The sequence below is a fragment of the Pseudomonas frederiksbergensis genome (assembly GCF_035751725.1).
Taxonomy (GTDB): Bacteria; Pseudomonadota; Gammaproteobacteria; order Pseudomonadales; family Pseudomonadaceae; genus Aquipseudomonas; species Aquipseudomonas frederiksbergensis_A.
Window position 1 is genome coordinate 646,545 of the sequence record NZ_CP142104.1, and the last position, 21,493, is coordinate 668,037.

Sequence of the window (21,493 nt, forward strand, 5' to 3'; positions counted from 1 at the left end):
AGAGGATTTTCACATGCAACTGATCCTTCTGGAAAAAATCGCCAACCTGGGCAACCTGGGCGACAAAGTAAACGTTAAGGCCGGCTACGGTCGTAACTACCTGCTGCCTTTCGGCAAAGCCACCGCTGCGACCGCTGCCAACCTGGCTGCGTTCGAAGAGCGTCGCGCTGAGCTGGAAAAAGCCGCTGCAGACCGCAAGGCATCGGCTGAAAGCCGTGCTGCCCAACTGGCCGAGCTGGAAGTGACCATCACTGCCACCGCTGGCGACGAAGGCAAGCTGTTCGGTTCGATCGGTACTCACGACATCGCTGACGCACTGACCGCCTCCGGCGTTGAAGTTGCGAAAAGCGAAGTTCGTCTGCCGAACGGCACCATCCGCAACGTAGGTGAATTCGACGTAGCCGTGCACCTGCACGCCGAAGTTGAAGCCACCGTACGCGTTGTCGTGGTAGCAGCCTAAGCAATACCTGTCGGTTGGCACCCTCGGGTGCTTGCCGGTAACATCGGGCACGATCCTGTCTACAGGTCGTGCCCTTTGTCTTTCTGCAATTCCTGATTTTCATAACCAGACGTGGCCATGAACGAAATCACCGCCCCCGAGCAATATGATCTGCAAACCGCTGCCCTGAAGGTGCCCCCGCATTCCATCGAGGCCGAACAGGCTGTACTCGGTGGCCTGATGCTGGACAACAACGCCTGGGAACGTGTGCTCGATCAAGTTTCCGACGGCGATTTCTACCGGCATGACCACCGCCTGATTTTCCGTGCGATCGCCCGTCTGGCCGATCAGAACATGCCGATCGACGTTGTCACCCTGGCCGAGCAATTGGACAAGGAAGGGCAGACGTCCCAGGTCGGCGGCCTCGGTTACCTCGGCGAACTGGCGAAAAACACGCCGTCCGTCGCCAACATCAAGGCTTATGCGCAGATCGTGCGCGAGCGGGCGACCTTGCGCCAGTTGATCGGCATCAGCACCGAGATCGCCGACAGCGCCTTCAATCCGGAAGGCCGCACCGCCGCCGAGATCCTTGACGAAGCCGAGCGGCAGATCTTCCAGATTGCCGAGGCCCGGCCAAAAACCGGCGGCCCGGTGAGCGTCAATGACCTGTTGACCAAGGCCATCGACCGCATCGACACCTTGTTCAACACCGACAACGCCATTACCGGCCTGTCCACCGGCTACACCGACCTCGACGAGAAGACCAGCGGCTTGCAGCCGTCCGACCTGATCATCGTCGCTGGCCGTCCGTCCATGGGTAAGACCACGTTTGCGATGAACCTGGTGGAAAACGCCGTGCTGCGCAGCGACAAGGCAGTGCTGGTGTACTCCCTCGAGATGCCAGGCGAATCGCTGATCATGCGTATGCTCTCGTCCCTGGGGCGTATCGACCAGACCAAGGTCCGTTCCGGCCAACTGGAAGACGACGACTGGCCGCGCCTGACCTCGGCGGTCAACCTGCTCAATGATCGAAAGTTGTTCATCGACGATACGGCGGGCATCAGCCCATCGGAAATGCGCGCCCGGACCCGACGACTGGTGCGCGAGCACGGCGATATCGCGCTGATCATGATCGACTACCTGCAATTGATGCAGATCCCCGGCTCCAGCGGTGATAACCGGACGAACGAGATTTCCGAGATCTCCCGTTCCCTCAAGGCCCTGGCCAAGGAATTCAACTGTCCGGTCGTGGCCCTGTCCCAGTTGAACCGCTCCCTGGAGCAGCGCCCCAACAAGCGTCCGGTGAACTCCGACTTGCGGGAATCCGGAGCGATCGAGCAGGACGCCGACGTGATCATGTTCGTCTACCGCGACGAGGTGTATCACCCCGAGACGGAGCACAAGGGCATTGCCGAGATCATCATCGGCAAGCAGCGGAACGGCCCGATCGGCTTCATCCGCCTGGCGTTCATCGGTAAATACACGCGCTTCGAAAACCTGGCGCCGGGTAGCTACAATTTTGATGACGACGAGTAACCCGCTCCCACGGGGGTGCCACCAATTTCCGACCATAGCCGTCGGAATTGATCAAATTTTGTGCTATATTCCGCGCCCGCGATTTTTCATCCTTTATACCGGTCATCGACATGCAAGCAGCCAAGCCGTTATTTGACTATCCCAAGTACTGGGCCGAATGTTTCGGCCCAGCGCCGTTCCTGCCCATGAGCAGGGAGGAGATGGATCAGCTCGGCTGGGATTCGTGCGACATCATCATCGTCACCGGTGATGCCTACGTCGATCACCCTTCGTTCGGCATGGCGATCATTGGCCGTCTGCTGGAAGCCCAGGGCTTTCGTGTCGGGATCATCGCCCAGCCGAACTGGCAGTCCAAAGACGACTTCATGAAGCTCGGCGAGCCCAACCTGTTCTTCGGTGTCGCGGCCGGCAACATGGACTCGATGATCAATCGCTACACCGCCGACAAGAAAATCCGCTCCGATGACGCCTACACCCCCGGTGGCCTGGCGGGCAAGCGGCCGGACCGTGCGAGCCTGGTCTATAGCCAGCGCTGCAAGGAAGCCTACAAGCACGTGCCGATCGTGCTCGGCGGTATCGAAGCTTCCCTGCGCCGCATCGCCCATTACGATTACTGGCAGGACCGGGTGCGCAACTCGATCCTGATCGACGCTTGCGCCGACATCCTGCTCTATGGCAACGCCGAGCGAGCGATTGTCGAAGTCGCGCAGCGCTTGTCCTATGGCCACAAGATCGAAGACATCACCGACGTGCGCGGCACCGCGTTCATCCGCCGTGACACGCCGCAAGGCTGGTACGAAGTCGACTCCACGCGCATCGACCGTCCGGGCAAGATCGACAAGATCATCAACCCGTACGTGAATACCCAGGACACCGCAGCCTGCGCCATCGAGCAGGAAAAGGGTCCGGTTGAAGATCCGGGCGAAGCCAAGGTCGTGCAGATCCTGGCAAGCCCGAAGATGACCCGCGACAAGACCGTGATCCGCCTGCCATCGGTAGAAAAGGTGCGCAACGACGCGGTGCTGTATGCCCACGCCAACCGCGTGTTGCACTTGGAAACCAACCCGGGCAACGCCCGTGCGCTGGTGCAGAAGCACGGTGAAGTCGACGTCTGGTTCAACCCGCCGCCCATTCCGATGACTACTGAAGAAATGGACTACGTGTTTGGCATGCCTTACGCACGTGTTCCCCATCCGGCGTACGGCAAGGAGAAGATCCCGGCCTACGAGATGATCCGTTTCTCGGTAAACATCATGCGCGGCTGCTTCGGTGGCTGCACGTTCTGCTCGATCACCGAGCACGAAGGCCGGATCATCCAGAACCGTTCCGAAGAGTCGATCATTCGCGAGATCGAAGAGATCCGCGACAAGGTCCCGGGCTTCACCGGGGTCATTTCCGACCTGGGCGGCCCGACCGCGAACATGTATCGCATTGCCTGCAAGAGCCCGGAAATCGAATCCGCGTGCCGCAAGCCGTCCTGCGTGTTCCCCGGCATCTGCCCGAACCTGAACACCGACCATTCTTCGTTGATCCAGCTGTACCGCAGTGCCCGGGCCTTGCCTGGGGTGAAGAAGATTCTGATCGCCTCCGGCCTGCGTTACGACCTGGCGGTCGAGTCGCCGGAATACGTCAAGGAACTGGTGACTCACCACGTCGGCGGTTACCTGAAGATCGCTCCGGAGCACACCGAGGAAGGCCCGCTCAACCAGATGATGAAGCCGGGCATCGGCAGCTATGACAAGTTCAAGCGGATGTTCGAGAAGTACACCAAGGAAGCCGGGAAAGAGCAGTACCTGATTCCATACTTCATCGCCGCCCACCCGGGCACCACCGACGAAGACATGATGAACCTGGCGCTGTGGCTCAAGGGCAACGGTTTCCGGGCCGATCAGGTGCAGGCGTTCTATCCGTCGCCGATGGCTACCGCCACTGCCATGTACCACTCGGGCAAGAACCCGCTGCGCAAGGTCACCTACAAGAGCGATGGGGTGACCATCGTCAAGAGCGAAGAGCAGCGCCGCCTGCACAAGGCCTTCCTGCGTTATCACGACCCGAAAGGCTGGCCGATGCTGCGCGAAGCGTTGACCCGCATGGGCCGTGCCGATCTGATCGGGCCGGGCAAGAACCAGTTGATTCCGTTGCACCAGCCTGCAACCGACAGCTACCAGAGCGCCCGTCGCAAGAACTCGACGCCGGCTGGCAGCCACAAGGTGGGCAAGGAAACCACCAAGATCCTGACCCAGCACACCGGCCTGCCGCCGCGCGCCAGCGACGGTGGCAATGCCTGGGACAAGCGCGAGCAAGCCAAGGCTGCCGCGTTCGCCCGCAATCAGAAGGCTGCCAAGGAACGCAAGGACGCGGCGAAGGGCAAGGGGCCGAAGCCTGCGCGCAAGCCTGTCGTGCCGCGCTGATTGTCCTGCCGCCTCGCAAAACGCCAGCCTTGAGTGCTGGCGTTTTGCTTTCTAGCGGCGGTGCTGGCCGTTTGTTATCGTGGCGCCCGCCCGACAGTGCTAGAGGTTATGGGGAGCCCTCGCCACAAGGGTTCAGTGCGGATAAAGATTCACCCTCCGATTCTCAAGGACGATTCATATGAGCACTCCATTACCCGGCATCGGCATGGACTACAGCCCCTCCCAGTTCATGGCCCGCCAACGCATCGGAAGCCAGATCAACCTGCCGCGCCTGTTCGCTGCCATCGACGCCGATCCCAGTATCGTCGGCGCCGGTGTGGTGTACATCGATGCTGAATTCAATGTAGTGACCCTGCGTGAGTTCAAGCCGATCTGCAGCATCAAGCCCAAGCGGATCATTTTGCGCGAGGCGCAGAAATATATTGCGCCGGCTCAGTTTGCTCAGCAGGTTCAGGACAATCCACGGGAATCGCGATTGGTCGGCGAAGCGATCAATACTTCCTTGTCGTGTGCAGGGGCCGTTATCGGTTGGGTCGTGGTACTCAGCGGCTCTGTAGCTATCCCATTTTCAGCAGGGGCAAGCACCGCGATCGCCGTGTTGGGTTATACCGCCGCCGCAGCCAGCACAGCGCAATGTTTTGCGAGCGGTTATCGCATGCGTAATGAAATCAGTAACCCAGCCCGAAACGATCAGCTCGACAGTGAGGAGTGGTATCAGAACACCATGATTGTGCTGGATGCCGCGGCGTTGGTTGGGGTCGGGGCATCGTCGCTGACGACTCTCAAACTGGTCAGATTGAATAAAGCTGCCACGGGCAAAAGTGTGAGGGAGGTGCTCCGGGGCCTGAATCGACAGGAGCGAGCCAAACTGACCAAAGAGTTGCTGACTATCAATGACCCTCGCCTGACCTCCAAACTGCTCAAACTCAAGCAACTGTCTGGCGAGTTACCCAAGCGCTTTACGCCCACTCAAATCAAGCATGCCACCGTCACACAGATTCGGGATGCCCTGGGTGCCGCCATCGGCTTCACGGGAAGCGCGATTTCCGGGAACGTCCGGACCATTGCAGTGGGGTTGTACGAGGAGATCGAAGAATGAATGGACAGCCCGGTGTGCGCGTTTTTCTCATCCAATATTTTCCGGTCTTCATGGGCGCGATATTCGCGTCGGTCTTCGCTCTGGTTTTTGCTGTTCCCCTTTTTTTTGACAGCTATTTTCAAGCCCTTTCGTTGGCGGATAACGCCAAGTGGTCTTTTTTTGGAGGCGTCGCGCTTACGCTTGTCATCGTGCATTGCAACTTCATGATTGCCCGTGGGCGCCCCGTTTGGGTGTGGCCGATGGTTGCGGTGTTGGGGCTGTGTTTTTTTTGCGTCCTGCCCACGATCGCTTATCGGCCTGATAGGTTGATTTACAGTTTGAGTTTGCTGTTCCCGTTGCTGGGGTTGCTATTGCTCAACAGCAAACGCCACCGCGAGATGCGCAGCAAGCTCGTCGAAATCCGCCACCAGCGCGAGCGTATCCTCCAGTCCGCAAAGACGTCGCGACCGCGCCGCTGAGTCGATGTAGTCAGGCTAGAAATCTGAGCTGGCGTAGATGCTTCAGGGCACGGCACAATAAAAAATCAACTCTCCAATTCTTCAAGGACGATTCATATGAGCAGCGCCGCAACAGGCATCGGGATGGACCTGAGCTTTTCCCAGTTCATGGCCCGCAAACGCATCGAAAGCCAAGTCAACCTGCCGCGGCTGTTCGCTGCCATCGATGCCGATCCCAACATCGCCGGTGCGGGCGTGGTGTACATCGATTCCGAGTACAACGTGGTGACGCTGCGCGAATTCAAGCCGATTTGCAGCATCGCACCCAAGCGAGTCATCTTGCGCGAGGCGAAGAAATACATCGCCCCACAGCAATTCATTGACCAGGTAAAAAGCAGTCCGCGTGAGTCAAAGCTCGGGACTGAGTCGATGAATGCCGGTTTTTCCTGTGTCGCCGCGGTCATCGGTTGGGTGGTGGTATTCAGTGGGAGCGTCGCTGTGCCCTTTACGGCAGGCGCCAGTGCCTTTGTCGTTGCCTTGGGCGCCGCTGCCGCGACGGCCAGTACCGCGCAGTGCGTTATTGGTGGGATGCGGGTGGCGAATGAGCTGACCAATCCTACTGGCAACGATGAAATGAACGACGCCGATTGGTACAACATCGTGAGCCCCATTCTTGACGGTGTTTCCCTTGTGGGCGTCGGTGGCTCGGCTCTCACGACTGTTCGGCTGCTGAAGGCCAGTAAGGCAGCGGGCACCGGGAAGAGCTGGTATCAGTTGCTCAAGGGCCTGAGTCGTCAGGAGCGCAGCAAACTGACCAAGGAATTGTTGACCCTGAAAGATCCGAGTCTTACCGCGAAGCTGCTTAAACTGCAGCAACGAGCGGGTGCCTTGCCCAAGCGTTATTCTTCCGCTGAAATCAGGCACGCTACGCTGACTCAGATAAAGGATTCTCTCGGAGGCGCTTTGGGGATCATCGGCAGTTATACCGGCGATGGCGCCGTGAAGACTGTCGCCGTCGGACTGTATGAGGAGTTCACCGAATGATCGGCGGCGGATCAATGAAGCAGTTCCTCGCCCGTTATTTTCCGGTGTTCATGGGCACGATCTTCCTGGGTTGTTTTTCCGGGTCTGCGCTGCTCGTTTTGTCCGCAGGCACTTATTGGCGTGCCTTGGAGCCTTCCGTCAGGAGCAACTATGTTGGGCTCGGCACGTTGGCTCTGGTGAGTGTCCTGGTTCTGGGAAATCTCATGATCGCACGCGGACGCGTCTGGGCGATCTGGTGGGTGACGAGTTATTTCCTTGGCTGTCTGGCGGCGGTGTTGCCGACGTTTGCTTATGGACCGCATCAAGGTGTGTACGTGTTTGCGGTGCTGTTGCCGTTACTGGGACTACTACTGCTCAACAGCAAACGCCACCGGGAAATGCGCAGCAAGCTCATCGAAATCCGCCACCAACGCGAACGCATCATCCAATCCGCCAAGGCCCCGCGCCCGCGCCATTGAGTCGATTTGCTACCGCCCGCGCCGCATTTATGTGCGGCCTTTGCAGATCAATACAGGCATCGCGCGGTTTTAGTGCTCTACTGCCCTGAGTAGATGTTGAAAGTGTCCGGCCTGCCTGCATGGCATAAGTCTTGCGCCGCTTTCGATAACGCCCAGGCTCCGCAGGAGGCACGCCGTGTCGATTCATGTCGCTTTGCACCATGTCACACACTATCGCTACGAGCGCGCTGTCGAACTCGGTCCGCAGATCGTTCGCCTGCGCCCGGCGCCCCACAGCCGCACGCGCATTCTGTCGTACGCGCTGAAGGTTTCGCCGGAGCAGCACTTCATCAACTGGCAACAGGACCCCCAGGGCAATTACCTGGCGCGGTTGGTGTTCCCGGAGAAGACCGATGAGCTGCGGGTTGAGGTCGACTTGGTCGCAGAAATGGCGGTATTCAACCCGTTCGATTTTTTCCTCGAGCCTTACGCCGAGAAGATCCCGTTCACCTACGCGGCTGACGAAAAACACGAGCTGATGCCCTACCTGGAAAAGCTCCCGCTGACGCCGAAGTTCAAGGCTTATCTGGACGGCATCGACCGCACACCGTTGCCGGCGGTGGATTTTCTGGTGGCGCTCAACCAGCGCTTGAGCGAAGACATCAACTACCTGATCCGCATGGAGCCCGGCGTGCAAACGCCAGAGCACACGTTGGAGCACGCGTCCGGTTCCTGCCGCGACTCGGCCTGGCTGCTGGTGCAACTGTTGCGTCACTTGGGCCTGGCGGCGCGTTTTGTCTCGGGTTACTTGATCCAATTGACCGCTGACGTGAAAAGCCTCGACGGCCCGTCCGGTACGGAAGTGGATTTCACCGACCTGCATGCCTGGTGCGAAGTCTACTTGCCCGGCGCCGGCTGGATCGGCCTGGATGCGACGTCCGGATTGTTCGCTGGTGAAGGGCATATCCCCTTGGCGTGTAGTCCGGATCCGTCCTCGGCGGCGCCGATCAGTGGCCTGGTGGAGCCGTGCGAGTGTGAGTTCAGCCACGAAATGTCCGTCGAGCGAATCTGGGAAGCGCCACGGGTCACCAAGCCTTACACCGAAGAACAATGGTTGGCGATCCAGGAATTGGGCCGGCAGATCGATGCTGACCTGTTGGAAGGTGACGTGCGCCTGACCATGGGCGGTGAACCGACTTTCGTTTCCATTGATGACCCGGACGGCGCCGAGTGGAACACCGCGGCGCTTGGGCCGGACAAGCGTCGCCTTTCCGCCGAGCTGTTCCAGCGCATGCGCGAGCATTATGCGCCGCAAGGGCTGGTGCATTTCGGCCAGGGCAAGTGGTACCCCGGCGAGCAATTGCCGCGTTGGTCGCTCAACTGCTATTGGCGGCGAGACGGGGTGCCGATCTGGCAGGACAGCGCCTTGATTGCCGACGAGCAGAAAGACTACGACGCCGATGGCGAGTTGGCGGGCCGTTTCCTGGCGAGTGTCGCCGAACGCTTGAAAATTCCCACGCGGTTTGTGTTTCCCGCCTACGAAGACAATTTCCATTACCTGTGGCGCGAAGGCACGTTGCCTTCGAATGTGACGGCCGAAGATGCTCGGCTGGAAGAACCGTTGGAGCGGGCGCGGTTGCGCAAGGTTTTCAGCCAGGGCCTGGGCAAGGTAATCGGCCAGGTCCTGCCGCTGGCCCGGACCGCCAAGGGCGACCAATGGCAAAGCGGGCGCTGGTACTTGCGCGACGATCACTGCCGGCTGGTGCCGGGGGATTCGCCCTTGGGCTATCGCTTGCCACTGGCGTCCCAACCGTGGGTGACGGCGGCCGAATATCCGTTCATCCATCCCACCGACCCGAACCAGGACTTGCCCGAGTTGCCCGGTACCGAGCAATTGAACCATCACGGCGAGTCGGCGCCGGAGCAGGAACGCGTGCCGAAGATCGACGAATCGGCCGATTGGCTGACCCGCACCGCCTTCTGCGCCGAGGCCAGGGAAGGGCGGCTGTACCTGTTCATGCCGCCATTGGAGCGGGTCGAGGATTACTTGGAACTGGTCAGCGCCATCGAAGCGACGGCGCAGGAACTGAGCTGCCCTGTGTTGTTGGAGGGCTACGAGCCGCCGAGCGACCCGCGCCTGAGCAATTTTCGTATCACGCCTGACCCGGGTGTGATCGAGGTCAACGTACAGCCTTCGGCGAGCTGGGAGGAGTTGGTCGAGCGCACTGAATTTCTCTACGAGCAAGCGCGATTGAACCGGCTGACCACCGAGAAATTCCTGATCGACGGTCGGCACACCGGAACCGGTGGCGGTAACCATTTCGTACTTGGCGGCGCGACACCGGCTGACTCACCGTTCCTGCGGCGTCCGGACTTGCTGCGCAGCCTGATCAGCTACTGGCATAACCACCCGTCGTTGTCGTACCTGTTTTCCGGATTGTTCATCGGCCCGACCTCCCAGGCGCCGCGGGTGGACGAGGCGCGCAACGACGCGTTGTACGAACTGGAAATCGCCTTCGCGCAAATGCCACAGCCTGGCGAGGAGTGCCTGCCGTGGTTGGTGGATCGGCTGCTGCGCAACCTGTTGATCGACGTCACCGGCAATACCCATCGCGCCGAGTTCTGCATCGACAAGCTCTACTCGCCGGACGGCGCCACCGGCCGTCTCGGCTTGCTGGAGCTGCGCGCTTTCGAAATGCCACCCCATGCCCGCATGAGCCTGACCCAGCAATTGCTATTGCGGGCGCTGGTGGCGCGCTTCTGGCGCGAGCCCTATGCGCCGGCCAAGCTGGCACGCTGGGGCACCGAGCTGCATGATCGTTTCCTGTTGCCGCACTTCATCGAGCAGGATTTTGCCGAGGTCATCGAAGAGCTCAATGGCGCCGGTTATCCATTGCGTGCCGAGTGGTTCGCCGCGCACCTGGAGTTCCGCTTTCCCAAGGTGGGCGATTACGCTGTCAACGGTATCGAGCTACAGCTGCGCCAGGCGCTGGAGCCTTGGCATGTGCTGGGGGAAGAGGGCTCGGCGGGCGGCACGGTGCGTTATGTGGACTCGTCCCTGGAGCGCTTGCAGATCAAGCTTACGGGGCTGGCGCCGCAACGTTATCTGCTGACCTGCAATGGCGTACCGGTGCCGTTGCAGCCTACCGGCCGGGTAGGCGAATTCGTCGCCGGGGTACGTTTCCGCGCCTGGCAACCGTTCAACTGCTTGCAGCCGACCATCCCGGTCCATGCGCCGCTGGTCTTCGATGTGCTCGATACCTGGATGCAGCGCTCCCTGGGCGGCTGCCAATACCACGTGGCGCATCCGGGCGGGCGCAACTATGACAGCCTGCCGGTGAATGCCAACGAAGCGGAGAGCCGCCGGATGGCGCGTTTTTTCCGAATTGGGCACACGCCTGGAAAACTGCCGATACCGAGTCTGGCAAGGGATGAAGAGTTTCCGTTCACGCTCGATCTGCGCCGCTTCCACGGGACATCAAAAAGCTAGCTGGACGCTGTGGCGAGGGGATAGAACCCCGCGCCACGATCGCAGTGTGCAAACCCAGGCTTGATCCAAAACAAACACACCTATCCGGGCGTCATGCGCTTGCGCTAGTCTCATCTTTCATTGCCGTCCTGCCGAGCTTTCCATGCCTGACCTGCTTGACCGTTACCCGCTGACGACGGGTACTTATCACGAACTGCTGGACGACAGCGGCGCCGTGCGCGCGCACTGGCAGAGGCTGTTCGACCAATTGCAGCGCAGCACACCGGCCCAGTTGGTCCAGCGCCAGGCACTGTTGGCACGGCAGATCCAGGAAAACGGCGTTACGTATAACGTCTATGCCGACCCGAAGGGCGCCGACCGGCCTTGGGAGCTGGATCTGCTGCCCCACGTCATCGATGCCCAGGAATGGAAGCTGCTTTCGGCCGGCATTGCCCAGCGCGCGCGTCTGCTCAATGCGGTATTGGCCGACCTGTACGGGCCGCAGCGGCTGATCAGCGAAGGGTTGCTGCCGGCGGAGCTGGTCTTTGGCCACAACAATTTCCTCTGGCCCTGCCAGGGCATCACGCCGCCGGATGGCAACTTCCTGCATCTGTATGCCGTGGATCTGGCGCGTACGCCCGATGGTCGCTGGTGGGTCACCGCGGATCGGACCCAGGCGCCTTCCGGGGCCGGTTATGCGTTGGAAAATCGTACGATCGTGTCCCGGGCGTTCCCGGATCTTTATCGCGACCTGAAGGTGCAGCACCTGTCGGGTTTCTTCCGGACCTTGCAAGAGACGCTGGCACGACAGGCGCCCAGCGACGGCGAGCCGCCGCTGGTGGTGTTGCTGACACCCGGGCGGTTCAACGAAAGTTATTTCGAGCATCTATACCTGGCGCGCCAACTCGGTTATCCGCTGGTGGAAGGCGGCGACCTGACCGTGAGGGACGCCACGGTGTACCTCAAGACCCTCAGCGGCCTGCGCCGGGTCCACGCGATCATGCGACGGCTCGACGATGATTTCTGCGACCCGCTGGAGCTGCGCACCGATTCGGCCCTGGGCGTGCCGGGGTTGTTGGAAGCGGTGCGCCAGGGCCGCGTGCTGGTGGCCAATGCCCTGGGCAGCGGCGTGCTGGAATCGCCGGGCCTCCTGGGATTCTTGCCGAAGATCAACCAGTATCTGTTCGGCGAAGAGCTGATGCTGCCTTCCATCGCCACCTGGTGGTGCGGTGAGCCGCCAGTGCTCGCCCAAGCCCTGGAAAAATTACCCCAGCTGTTGATCAAGCCGGCATTTCCTTCCCAGAGTTTCACGCCCGTGTTCGGCCGCGACCTGGACGAGAAACAGCGCGCCCAACTGGCGGCACGCATGCAGGCGCGGCCATATGCCTACGTCGCCCAGGAGCTGGCGCAACTGTCCCAGGCGCCGGTGTGGCAGGCCGAGGACGGCCAGATCCAGCCCCGGGCCATCGGCATGCGCGTATATGCCGTGTCCGGGAAAAATGCTTATCGGGTGCTGCCCGGTGGCCTGACCCGGGTAGCCGCAGAGGCCGACGCCGAGGTGGTGTCGATGCAGCGCGGCGGTGCCAGCAAGGACACTTGGGTGCTCGGCGAGCAAGCACCCGCTGGCGAGCAATGGAAGGCCCAGCGCACCGTCGGCGTTCACGACCTGGTGCGGCGTGATCCGTACCTGCCTTCCCGAGTGGTGGAAAACCTTTTCTGGTTTGGTCGCTATTGCGAGCGCTGCGACGACAGCGCTCGTCTCCTGCGGATCATGTTGGCGCGTTATGTCGATGGTGATGACCCGCAAGCGCTGCAATCGGCGGTTTCCCTGGGCGAAAGCCTGATGCTGTTGCCCGAAGAGGGCGAGCTGCCCGAACGCCTGATGGCGGCGATGCTCGGGGATGACTGGTCTTTCAGCCTGCGCTCCAACCTGCAGCGCTTGCAGTGGGCGGCCTCGCAGGTTCGCGGCAAGCTGTCCAGGGAGAACTGGCAGGCGCTTGTGGAGTTGCAGCGCGAAGCCGTTGAGCTGGAAACCAGTGAGCCGGATTTCGGTGAGTTGCTGGATTTCCTTAACCGCCTGGTGATGTCCCTGGCGGCGTTGTCCGGGTTCGCCTTGGACGACATGACCCGCGACGAGGGCTGGCGCTTCCTGATGATCGGGCGGCGCCTGGAGCGCCTGCAGTTTCTCAGCAGCAGCCTGGCGGCGTTCCTGCGGGGCGAGGCGGTGTTCGATCAGGCCGGGTTGGAGTGGTTGTTGGAACTGGGCAACAGCAGCATCACCTACCGCTCGCGTTACCTGGCGGTGGCGCAGTTGATCCCGGTGCTCGACCTTTTGTTGCTGGACGAACAGAACCCCCACGCGGTGCTCTTCCAATTGAAGCTGGTGGCACGCACCCTCAAGCGCCTGAACGATGATTTTGCTGCACCGAGGGAAACCGCCCTGCCGGCGTTGGTGACGCGCCTGTCACGCTTCGACCTGCGCTGCCTGGAGAATCCGTTGTTTGGTGAGGCCAGCCTGCGGGCGGCGCTCGATGGCTTGGCTGATCTGCTGCAGGAAGTGGCCGACGTCAGCGCCCAGGTCTCCGATCGCCTGGCCTTGCGTCATTTCGCCCACGTTGACGATGTCAGCCAACGCACGGTATCCGTCTGATGAGCGCCCGTTACCAGATTCTCCACGACACCCACTATCACTACGACAGCCCGGTATCCCTTGCGCAGCAACTGGCTCATCTGTGGCCGAGACATTGCGAATGGCAGCGCTGTACTGAACAACAGTTATCCATCAGCCCGGAGCCGACCACCCGTCGGGATGAGCAGGACGTATTCGGCAATCCGCTGACCCGCCTGGCCTTCGAGCGGCCTCACGATGAGCTGCTGGTCAACGCCCGTCTGAGCGTCGAAGTGCTGGCGCGCCCAGTGTTGGATTTCAATCTGTCGCCGGCCTGGGAGTCCACCGCAAATGCCCTGACCTACAGCGGCCGGCCGTTGACGGCGCAGTTGCTGGACGCGTGCCGCTACCGTTTCGAATCACCCTACGTGCACCTCAAGCGCAGCTTCGTCGAGTTCTCCGAAAGCTGTTTTCCGGCGGGCCGACCATTGATGATCGGGGTCCAGGCGCTGATGGAAAAGATCTTCGAGGAGTTCACCTTCGACGCCGAGGCGACCCAGGTCGCGACACCGCTGGTGGAAGTGCTGGAGCGGCGCCGAGGTGTCTGCCAGGACTTTGCCCACCTGATGTTGGCGTGTGTGCGTTCCCGCGGATTGGCGGCGCGTTACGTCAGCGGTTATCTGCTGACCCAGCCACCCCCCGGCCAGGCCCGTCTGATCGGAGCAGATGCCTCCCATGCCTGGGTCTCGGTGTTCTGTCCGGTACTGGGTTGGGTGGACTTCGACCCGACCAACAACGTGCAGCCGGCCCTGGAGCACATCACCCTGGCCTGGGGGCGGGATTTTTCCGATGTGTCGCCGCTGCGCGGGGTGATCCTGGGCGGCGGCACCCATGATCCGGACGTGCGGGTGACGGTGATGCCGTTGGAGTCGTAAGGCGATCTACCAGGGGTATGTATTTGAACAGGCGAGGAAGTGTCATGTTCCCGGTTTCGATCAAAGGTGTGCTGCAATCCCCCGAAGGCCGGGTAGTACTGATGCTCAACGAGCGGGATGAGTGGGAATTGCCCGGTGGGCGGATCGAGTTGGGCGAAACGGCGCCGCAATGCCTGGCGCGGGAAATCGTCGAGGAGCTGGCCGTCGAGGTCAGTGTCGGCGAGCCGCTGGATTCGTACTTGTTCGAGGTGATTCCCGGCAAGCACGTTTTCATTTCCACCTATCGCTGCCAATTGCTGGGCGGTTTTGTACCGGCGGTCAGTCACGAGCACAAGGAGATCGGGTTGTTCGAGCCGGGACAATTGCCGGCCAACCTGCCAGAGGGTTATCGCCTCTCAATTGCCAAGGCGCTGGGCGCGTAAGGACCGGTAGCGAGGCCACCAGCCCAACGAAGGGCCGGATCTGATCATCGGACCCTGGGGTTATCAGGCGTCGGTGGCTTGATCTTTCGACGCATCCACATCCTGTTCTGCCGCCACGTCGCCTTCGGTATCCGGGTTCAGTGCCGCTTCGTCTGCGGAGGCTTTCTTGCGCTGGAGCTTTTCCTCTTTCTTCTGCTCCTTGGCCAAGTCTCTCTGACGTTTGGCGAAGGAATAATTGGGTTTGGCCATGGGCGATCCTCTGGGGTCGAAGGTGAGGTTGAGCGGCGCATATTCTGCCCTGTATCGGGGCCGAGCCGTTAGCTGGGTTTTTGTTCGGCCCACTTTGGCTGCACTGACGGTTGCCACTCGTCCAGTGCATCGAGCAGGTTGTGCGCTGATTCGCTCACTTGCAGCATGTCACGATGCGGTGCGCGGACGAAGCCTTCACCGACGATATGATCCAGAAAACCGGTGAGCTTGCTGTAGAAACCGTTCACCTCCAGCAGCCCCAGCGGCTTGCCGTGGTAGCCGAGCTGGCCCCAGGTCCAGACCTCGAACAACTCTTCCAGGGTGCCGAGGCCGCCGGGCAGGGCGATGAAGGCGTCGCTGAGTTCAGCCATGCGCGCTTTGCGTGCATGCATGCCGTCGACCACTTCCAGGCGGGTCAGGCCGCTGTGGCCGATTTCCTTGTCCTTGAGGCTTTGCGGGATGATGCCGATGACTTCGCCGCCGGCCGCCAGGGCCGCATCGGCGACGATCCCCATCAGGCCGACTGCGCCTCCGCCGTAGACCAGGGTCAGCTTTCGTTCTGCCAACGCTTGCCCCAAGGCCTGGGCTGCCTCGCGATAGGCTGGGTGGCTGCCGGTGCTGGCGCCGCAAAATACACAAACAGACGCTATGGACATGCTTCACTCCGTGGTTCGGTAACCGGACCAGAGTAAAGCTTGCCCTTTATTGCGCAAGAAGATTAAACCTCTCGCCGAGGTTTTTCGTAGGTGCCGCTGGCACCACAGGCGTAGGCGGCGAGCAAGCTGCACAACAGGCTGTTGAAGTTCATGAGGGTCGCTCCAGAGAGTTGATGGGGCTGATCATAGGGGGCCGTCATACTTCTGGCTGGTTGATTCTGTCCATCAGGCTGATAGTCTCAAGTTGTATACAATCTTTGACTCAGGTCATAGGAACTTGCCGGAAAATCAGGCAGTCTTTCCCTTTGACGGATTTTTGTTAACCATGCCTTGGAGATTCATGATGTTCGCCAAACTTGTAGCAGTATCCCTGTTGACGCTGGCCAGCAGCCAGCTGATGGCAGCGGAGTGCAAGACCACCATCGATTCGACCGACCAGATGTCCTTCAGCACCAAGGCCATCGATATCGACAAGAGCTGCAAGACGTTCACCGTTGAGCTGACTCACTCCGGCAGCTTGCCGAAGAACGTCATGGGCCATAACTGGGTGCTGAGCAAAGAAGCCGACATGCAGCCGATTGCCACCGATGGCCTGAGCGCCGGTATCGATAAGAACTACCTCAAGGACGGTGACGCTCGCATCATCGCGCATACCAAGCTGATCGGCGCCAAGGAGAAAGACTCGGTGACCTTTGATGTGTCGAAACTGGCTGCCGGCGAGAAGTACGGCTTCTTCTGCTCGTTCCCAGGCCACATCTCGATGATGAAAGGCACGGTTACCCTGAAGTAATCGCCGAGGCATAAAAAAAGCGCCCTCATTAGGGCGCTTTTTCATGCCTGGCAAATTCCCCTTGTGGGAGCGTCCACCTAATGGCGATCAAGGAGCGTACGGCATCACTCGCTTGTGTTCGGTCTTGCGATAGGTATCGCAAATGATCCTGGCCGCTTCTTCGCGGATCGGTTGGCCGTGCAGGAATGCGTCGATCTCGGCGTACGTGACACCATGGGCCGCTTCGTCCGGCTTGCCGGGCGACAGGTCTTCCAGGTCGGCGGTGGGGACTTTTTCCACCAGGGATTCCGGCGCACCAAAGTCACGGGCAATGGCCCGGACCTGGTTTTTCACCAGCCCGCTCAGGGGGGCCAGGTCGCAGGCGCCGTCACCGAACTTGGTGAAGAAACCCATGACCGCTTCGGCCGCATGATCGGTGCCGATCACCAAGCCCTGTTCGGCGCCGGCGATGGTGTACTGCGCCACCATGCGCATGCGCGCCTTGGTATTGCCCAGTACGAAATCCCGCGAGCCTGGCCCCTTGCCCTCGAACGCGAGGACTTCCTTGGCTAGGGCCTTGACCGCCGGACCGATATTGACCGTGTGGCGCTCATCCGGCTCGATGAAGTCAACGCAAGCCTGGGCTTCGTGCTCGTCGAACTGGGTTTCGTACGGCAAGCGCACGGCAACGAACTTGTATGCCGCGTTGCCGGTTTTTTCCCGTAGCTCGCGTACGGCACGCTGGGCCAACAGGCCGGCGGTCAACGAATCGACCCCGCCGCTGATACCCAACACCAGGCTCTTGAGCCCGGAGTTGACGAGGCAGTCCTGAATGAAGCTCACCCGGCGGGCGATTTCGGCCTTGAGAGCGGCGTCATCGGCGAACGGCGGCTGGACGTTGAGCTGTTCAGCTATCTCACGCTGTGCGGCTTGCATGAATTCACTCCTTGCTTGATGTGCCAGAAAGGGTGGCAGGTACTTGGAAAACATGTCGCATATAGGCGACGAAATTCGGGTCCTTGCAGTGGGTCTTGCCGGGCTCGTCTGAAATCTTGGCCACGGGTTGCCCGTCACAGCTGATCATTTTAAGCACGATGCTCATGGGCTCCACGCCTGGAATGTCACAGGTCAGGTTGGTCCCGATACCGAAGCTCACATTAATGCGACCACGCAGGGCCCGGAAAATCTCCAGGCATTTTGGCAACGTCAGGCTGTCGGAAAACACCAGGGTCTTGCTCATCGGGTCGATGCCCAGCTTGTGATAGTGGGCGATGGCTTTCTCCGCCCAGATCACCGGGTCGCCCGAGTCATGGCGCAAGCCGTCGAACAGCTTGGCGAAGAACAGATCGAAGTCTTTGAGGAAAGCGTCCATGGTGATGCAGTCGGTCAGCGCGATGCCCAGCAGGCCTCGGTATTCGCGAACCCAGCAGTCGAGCGCGGCGATCTGGCTGTCGATCAGCCGTGGGCCCAGTTGCTGGTGAGCCATGATCCACTCGTGGGCCATGGTACCCAAGGGTTTCATGTCCAACTCTCGGGACAAATGCACATTGCTGGTGCCGACGAAGCGTCCGGGGAAGTCGTGCTTGAGCACGTTGACCACTTCCTCCTGGACGCGGTAGGAAAACCGACGACGGGTGCCGAAATCGGCCACTTGCAGTTCGGACAGTTCGTCGGCGCTGGCATTGGCGCTCAGCCAGTCGAACTTGCGATAAAGCTGTTCGCGCGCCTGCTCCAGCACAATTTCACGGTAGCGATAGCGGTTGCGCACCTCGCTCACGATGGACAGCAGCGGCACTTCGAACAGGATCACATGCAACCACGGCCCGCGCAGGCGGATGAACAGCTCGCCATCGTCGATGCCGGTGTGCACGTAGCGCAGGTTGAAACGAAAAAGGCCCAGGAAGCGCAGGAAGTCCGGCTTCAGAAAGCTGATGCGTTCGAGGAAACCCAACTGGTCGGCGCTCAGGCTCAGCTCGGCCAGGCGTTCGATCTGGAAGCGGATCTCCGCCAGATACGGACGCAGGTCTTCGCTGTTCCGGCAGCGAAACTCCCACTCCACCTCGACGTTGGGGTAGTTATGCAGCACCGCCTGCATCATCGTCAGCTTGTAGAAGTCGGTGTCGAGCAGGTTCTGCACGATGCGATCGGCAAATACACTCTCGCTCATAACGTGAATCTCCAGACAGGTGGCTGCGGCGGGCAGCGGCGTACGGCGGTTCGTAGTGAAAGGGCTAGTGGCGCATAACCGCGATGGTTATTGCCAGTGTTTTTTGGTTGCGGCGCTCTCTGTTGTGAGGAGCGTTATTTGTGGCGAGGGGATAAATCCCCTCGCCACAGCTTTATTGCTGCGGTGTCTGCTGGCTATCGATCTGCTCCAGCATCCATTCCACGAATAGCCGCACCTTGGGCACCTCTGCCGAGTGTTCCGGGTAAGCCAGGTAATAGGCGTTGGTGCTGGGCATCGCATGCTGCCAGGGGATGACCAGCTTACCGTCGGCCAGTTCCTCTTCCACCAGGAACCTGGGCAGCAGGGCTACGCCGCAACCGACCTGGGCCGCACGGATACACATGTAGAAGGTTTCGAAGCGTGGCCCGTGGTAGCTGTGTTCGGTGTGATAACCCTGATGATCGAACCAGTCGTGCCATGCCTGGGGACGCGAGGCATTCTGCAGCAGCACCAGCCCGGTCAGTTGCGTGGGATCGCTGAACGGTTCGTCCGGCAGGCTGCCCGGCGCACAGACCGGCACCAATTCCTCGCCGAACAACTTCAAGGACTCGGTCCCCGGCCTGGATCCCTGGCCAAAATAGAACGCCAGGTCACTGCGACCTTGCTGGAGGTCATCGGCCTCTTGCTCGCTGCAGAGATCCAGGTGAATGGTGGGGTGGCGAAGACGCCAACCCTTGAGCCGTGGAACCAGCCAGCGCGCGCCAAACGTCGGGGGCGTGGAAACGCGCAGTACTTCGGTATCACCACCGTAGGAGCGCAGGTAATGAGTCGACATCTCAACTTGGGTGAGGATTTTTCGCACTTCTCCAAGGTATAAGTCGCCGGCGGGCGTCAGTTGCAAGCGTCGACGCACGCGGCGGAACAGCAGATGCTGCAGCAACTCTTCCAACTGCGCGACCTGTTTGCTGACGGCGCTCTGGGTCAGGTTCAGTTCTTCAGCTGCACGGGTGAAGCTCAGGTGACGAGTCACCGCTTCGAAGCACTGCAGCGCGGTGATCGACGGCAAATAGCGTTTATTGAGCATGATGGAGCCTTATTTTTTGTCGCTCTGCTTTTGTGCTTAACAGTCTGCTTCAGTGGCAGCATGAATAAACGGAATGATATCTCGCTTAAAGGTCGTTTGTTGGCAAGTCTCGGGCCAGCTACAACTACAGGTCTGATCAGCCGCGTTCGCCTGGCTGCCAATCCTTTGTCTTTGCTTGAGGAATTTACCCATGGTTGCTGCATTGCTTGATCGTCTGGGCGTGAACCCGGCCTTGTACCAGAACGGCACACAGCCTGTGCATTCGCCCATTGATGGCAGTCGCATCGGCGCGGTGAACTGGGAAGGCGCCGCCGAGGTCGAGCAGCAGGTCAGCCGGGCCGAGCATGCGTTCGACCTCTGGCGCAAGGTGCCGGCGCCCCGGCGTGGTGAGTTGGTGCGCCAGTTCGGCGATCTGTTGCGTGAATACAAGGCCGACCTCGGCGAACTGGTGTCGTGGGAAGCGGGCAAGATCACCCAGGAAGGCCTCGGGGAAGTGCAGGAGATGATCGACATCTGCGATTTCGCCGTCGGCCTGTCCCGCCAGTTGTACGGCTTGACCATCGCCTCCGAGCGTCCGGGCCATCACATGCGTGAAACCTGGCACCCGCTGGGCGTGGTCGGTGTCATCAGCGCTTTCAACTTCCCCGTGGCGGTCTGGGCCTGGAACACCACGCTGGCCTTGGTCTGCGGCAACTCGGTGATCTGGAAACCTTCGGAAAAGACGCCGCTGACCGCCCTGGCGTGCCAGGCACTGTTCGAGCGTGTGCTGAGCAACTTCAGCGATGCGCCGCCGTACCTGAGCCAAGTGATCATCGGTGGTCGCGATGCCGGCGAAGCCCTTGTGGATGACCCTCGCGTGGCGTTGATCAGCGCCACGGGCAGCACCCGCATGGGGCGCGAGGTGGCGCCGAAAGTTGCGGCGCGGTTTGCCCGCAGCATTCTCGAGCTGGGCGGCAACAACGCCATGATCCTGGCCCCGAGCGCCGACCTGGACATGGCCGTGCGCGCCATTCTGTTCAGCGCCGTTGGTACCGCCGGCCAGCGCTGCACCACTTTGCGCCGGCTGATCGCCCATGAGTCGGTGAAGGAAGAAATCGTCACCCGTCTCAAGGCTGCCTATTCGAAAGTGCGCATCGGCCATCCACTGGAAGGCAACCTGGTAGGGCCGCTGATCGACAAGCAAAGCTTCGACAACATGCAGGACGCCCTGGAGCAGGCCTTGAGCGAAGGCGGGCGGGTGTTTGGTGGCAAGCGCCAGCTCGAAGACCAGTTCCCGAATGCCTATTACGTCTCTCCCGCCATCGTCGAGATGCCGGAGCAGAGCGACGTGGTACGCCACGAAACTTTCGCGCCGATCCTCTATGTGGTCGGCTACAAGGATTTCGCCGAAGCGCTGCACCTGAACAATTCCGTGCCACAAGGCCTGTCGTCGTGCATCTTCACCACCGACGTGCGTGAAGCCGAGCAGTTCATGTCCGCGGTGGGCAGCGATTGCGGCATCGCCAACGTCAACATCGGCCCGAGCGGTGCGGAAATCGGCGGTGCATTCGGTGGCGAAAAAGAAACCGGCGGCGGTCGCGAATCCGGCTCCGACGCCTGGCGCGGCTACATGCGCCGCCAGACCAACACCGTGAACTACTCGTTAGAGTTGCCATTGGCGCAGGGGATTACTTTCGACTGAGGTTTGAGCCAGGCGGTGATCCCGTTGTGGGAGCAAGTCCGCTCCCACAA

General features: G+C 60.7%; 18 protein-coding genes. 13 read left to right on the plus strand and 5 right to left on the minus strand.

The window, feature by feature from the left end:
* The first annotated feature begins 13 nt into the window (after positions 1 to 13).
* The 11 genes from rplI to VQ575_RS02940 all read left to right on the plus strand — a co-directional run bounded on the left by rplI (position 14) and on the right by VQ575_RS02940 (position 14,837).
* A complete protein-coding gene (gene rplI, locus VQ575_RS02890; protein WP_003186385.1) occupies positions 14 to 460 on the plus strand; it encodes a 50S ribosomal protein L9 in 447 nt (148 codons plus the stop codon).
* 117 nt (positions 461 to 577) lie between these two features.
* The gene (gene dnaB / locus VQ575_RS02895) at positions 578 to 1,975 is read left to right on the plus strand and encodes a replicative DNA helicase (protein WP_027911801.1); all 1,398 of its coding nucleotides are present in this window, start codon (positions 578 to 580) and stop codon (positions 1,973 to 1,975) included.
* A gap of 110 nt (positions 1,976 to 2,085) precedes the next feature.
* Complete coding sequence (locus tag VQ575_RS02900; RefSeq protein WP_039592547.1) at positions 2,086 to 4,386, plus strand: YgiQ family radical SAM protein; 2,301 nt, start codon at positions 2,086 to 2,088, stop codon at positions 4,384 to 4,386.
* 178 nt (positions 4,387 to 4,564) lie between these two features.
* Positions 4,565 to 5,485: a hypothetical protein gene (locus VQ575_RS02905; RefSeq protein ID WP_039592548.1), complete on the plus strand. Its 921-nt coding sequence runs from the start codon at positions 4,565 to 4,567 to the stop codon at positions 5,483 to 5,485.
* Positions 5,482 to 5,943, plus strand: coding sequence for a hypothetical protein (locus VQ575_RS02910; protein WP_039592549.1), 462 nt, complete (start codon positions 5,482 to 5,484; stop codon positions 5,941 to 5,943). Before VQ575_RS02905 ends, VQ575_RS02910 begins: the two co-directional genes overlap by 4 nt.
* A 96-nt stretch (positions 5,944 to 6,039) precedes the next feature.
* Positions 6,040 to 6,966, plus strand: coding sequence for a hypothetical protein (locus VQ575_RS02915; RefSeq protein ID WP_039592550.1), 927 nt, complete (start codon positions 6,040 to 6,042; stop codon positions 6,964 to 6,966).
* Positions 6,963 to 7,424 (plus strand): hypothetical protein, encoded by a 462-nt coding sequence (locus tag VQ575_RS02920; RefSeq protein WP_325919027.1) that lies wholly within the window; start codon positions 6,963 to 6,965, stop codon positions 7,422 to 7,424. Before VQ575_RS02915 ends, VQ575_RS02920 begins: the two co-directional genes overlap by 4 nt.
* A 175-nt stretch (positions 7,425 to 7,599) precedes the next feature.
* On the plus strand, positions 7,600 to 10,893 hold the full coding sequence (locus tag VQ575_RS02925; RefSeq protein WP_198724088.1) for a transglutaminase family protein: 3,294 nt from the start codon (positions 7,600 to 7,602) through the stop codon (positions 10,891 to 10,893).
* Positions 10,894 to 11,035: 142 nt separating this feature from the next.
* Positions 11,036 to 13,522, plus strand: coding sequence for a circularly permuted type 2 ATP-grasp protein (locus VQ575_RS02930; protein WP_045154995.1), 2,487 nt, complete (start codon positions 11,036 to 11,038; stop codon positions 13,520 to 13,522).
* On the plus strand, positions 13,522 to 14,415 hold the full coding sequence (locus VQ575_RS02935) for a transglutaminase family protein (protein WP_039592554.1): 894 nt from the start codon (positions 13,522 to 13,524) through the stop codon (positions 14,413 to 14,415). The genes VQ575_RS02930 and VQ575_RS02935 overlap by 1 nt, the downstream gene beginning before the upstream one ends.
* 44 nt (positions 14,416 to 14,459) lie before the next feature.
* Positions 14,460 to 14,837, plus strand: coding sequence for an NUDIX hydrolase (locus VQ575_RS02940; RefSeq protein ID WP_045154996.1), 378 nt, complete (start codon positions 14,460 to 14,462; stop codon positions 14,835 to 14,837).
* Positions 14,838 to 14,900: 63 nt separating this feature from the next.
* Here the strand turns inward: VQ575_RS02940 and VQ575_RS02945 are convergent, their stop codons facing one another.
* Together VQ575_RS02945 and VQ575_RS02950 are read right to left on the minus strand one after the other, a co-directional pair.
* Positions 14,901 to 15,086, minus strand: a complete 186-nt coding sequence (locus VQ575_RS02945) for a hypothetical protein (protein ID WP_325919030.1) — start codon at positions 15,084 to 15,086, stop codon at positions 14,901 to 14,903.
* 68 nt (positions 15,087 to 15,154) lie between these two features.
* Complete coding sequence (locus VQ575_RS02950) at positions 15,155 to 15,742, minus strand: LOG family protein (protein WP_045154997.1); 588 nt, start codon at positions 15,740 to 15,742, stop codon at positions 15,155 to 15,157.
* A 343-nt stretch (positions 15,743 to 16,085) separates the two neighbouring features.
* On the opposite strand from VQ575_RS02950, the gene azu reads away from it, so the two are divergent.
* Positions 16,086 to 16,532: an azurin gene (gene azu, locus VQ575_RS02955; protein WP_325919031.1), complete on the plus strand. Its 447-nt coding sequence runs from the start codon at positions 16,086 to 16,088 to the stop codon at positions 16,530 to 16,532.
* Between the two features lie 87 nt (positions 16,533 to 16,619).
* Here the strand turns inward: azu and nadE are convergent, their stop codons facing one another.
* From nadE to VQ575_RS02970, 3 genes are all read right to left on the minus strand, one after another.
* Entirely contained in the window at positions 16,620 to 17,447 is an 828-nt protein-coding gene (gene nadE / locus VQ575_RS02960) for an ammonia-dependent NAD(+) synthetase (RefSeq protein WP_039592559.1), read from the minus strand.
* A gap of 4 nt (positions 17,448 to 17,451) precedes the next feature.
* The gene (gene pncB, locus VQ575_RS02965; protein ID WP_039592560.1) at positions 17,452 to 18,678 is read right to left on the minus strand and encodes a nicotinate phosphoribosyltransferase; all 1,227 of its coding nucleotides are present in this window, start codon (positions 18,676 to 18,678) and stop codon (positions 17,452 to 17,454) included.
* 172 nt (positions 18,679 to 18,850) lie between these two features.
* Positions 18,851 to 19,762, minus strand: a complete 912-nt coding sequence (locus VQ575_RS02970; RefSeq protein ID WP_045155000.1) for a LysR family transcriptional regulator — start codon at positions 19,760 to 19,762, stop codon at positions 18,851 to 18,853.
* A gap of 190 nt (positions 19,763 to 19,952) precedes the next feature.
* On the opposite strand from VQ575_RS02970, the gene amaB reads away from it, so the two are divergent.
* A complete protein-coding gene (amaB, locus tag VQ575_RS02975; RefSeq protein ID WP_045155001.1) occupies positions 19,953 to 21,443 on the plus strand; it encodes an L-piperidine-6-carboxylate dehydrogenase in 1,491 nt (496 codons plus the stop codon).
* The last annotated feature ends 50 nt before the right edge of the window (positions 21,444 to 21,493 follow it).

Excerpts from the sequence above, each read along its gene's own strand:
- VQ575_RS02920 (WP_325919027.1), top strand. The coding sequence starts at position 6,963 with ATGATCGGCGGCGGATCAATGAAGCAGTTCCTCGCCCGTTATTTTCCG.
- VQ575_RS02910 (WP_039592549.1), top strand. The coding sequence starts at position 5,482 with ATGAATGGACAGCCCGGTGTGCGCGTTTTTCTCATCCAATATTTTCCG.
- VQ575_RS02945 (WP_325919030.1), bottom strand. The coding sequence starts at position 15,086 with ATGGCCAAACCCAATTATTCCTTCGCCAAACGTCAGAGAGACTTGGCC.
- VQ575_RS02970 (WP_045155000.1), bottom strand. The coding sequence starts at position 19,762 with ATGCTCAATAAACGCTATTTGCCGTCGATCACCGCGCTGCAGTGCTTC.
- dnaB (WP_027911801.1), top strand. The coding sequence starts at position 578 with ATGAACGAAATCACCGCCCCCGAGCAATATGATCTGCAAACCGCTGCC.
- amaB (WP_045155001.1), top strand. The coding sequence starts at position 19,953 with ATGGTTGCTGCATTGCTTGATCGTCTGGGCGTGAACCCGGCCTTGTAC.
- pncB (WP_039592560.1), bottom strand. The coding sequence starts at position 18,678 with ATGAGCGAGAGTGTATTTGCCGATCGCATCGTGCAGAACCTGCTCGAC.
- rplI (WP_003186385.1), top strand. The coding sequence starts at position 14 with ATGCAACTGATCCTTCTGGAAAAAATCGCCAACCTGGGCAACCTGGGC.
- VQ575_RS02935 (WP_039592554.1), top strand. The coding sequence starts at position 13,522 with ATGAGCGCCCGTTACCAGATTCTCCACGACACCCACTATCACTACGAC.
- nadE (WP_039592559.1), bottom strand. The coding sequence starts at position 17,447 with ATGCAAGCCGCACAGCGTGAGATAGCTGAACAGCTCAACGTCCAGCCG.
- VQ575_RS02950 (WP_045154997.1), bottom strand. The coding sequence starts at position 15,742 with ATGTCCATAGCGTCTGTTTGTGTATTTTGCGGCGCCAGCACCGGCAGC.
- VQ575_RS02930 (WP_045154995.1), top strand. The coding sequence starts at position 11,036 with ATGCCTGACCTGCTTGACCGTTACCCGCTGACGACGGGTACTTATCAC.
- VQ575_RS02940 (WP_045154996.1), top strand. The coding sequence starts at position 14,460 with ATGTTCCCGGTTTCGATCAAAGGTGTGCTGCAATCCCCCGAAGGCCGG.
- VQ575_RS02915 (WP_039592550.1), top strand. The coding sequence starts at position 6,040 with ATGAGCAGCGCCGCAACAGGCATCGGGATGGACCTGAGCTTTTCCCAG.
- azu (WP_325919031.1), top strand. The coding sequence starts at position 16,086 with ATGTTCGCCAAACTTGTAGCAGTATCCCTGTTGACGCTGGCCAGCAGC.
- VQ575_RS02905 (WP_039592548.1), top strand. The coding sequence starts at position 4,565 with ATGAGCACTCCATTACCCGGCATCGGCATGGACTACAGCCCCTCCCAG.
- VQ575_RS02900 (WP_039592547.1), top strand. The coding sequence starts at position 2,086 with ATGCAAGCAGCCAAGCCGTTATTTGACTATCCCAAGTACTGGGCCGAA.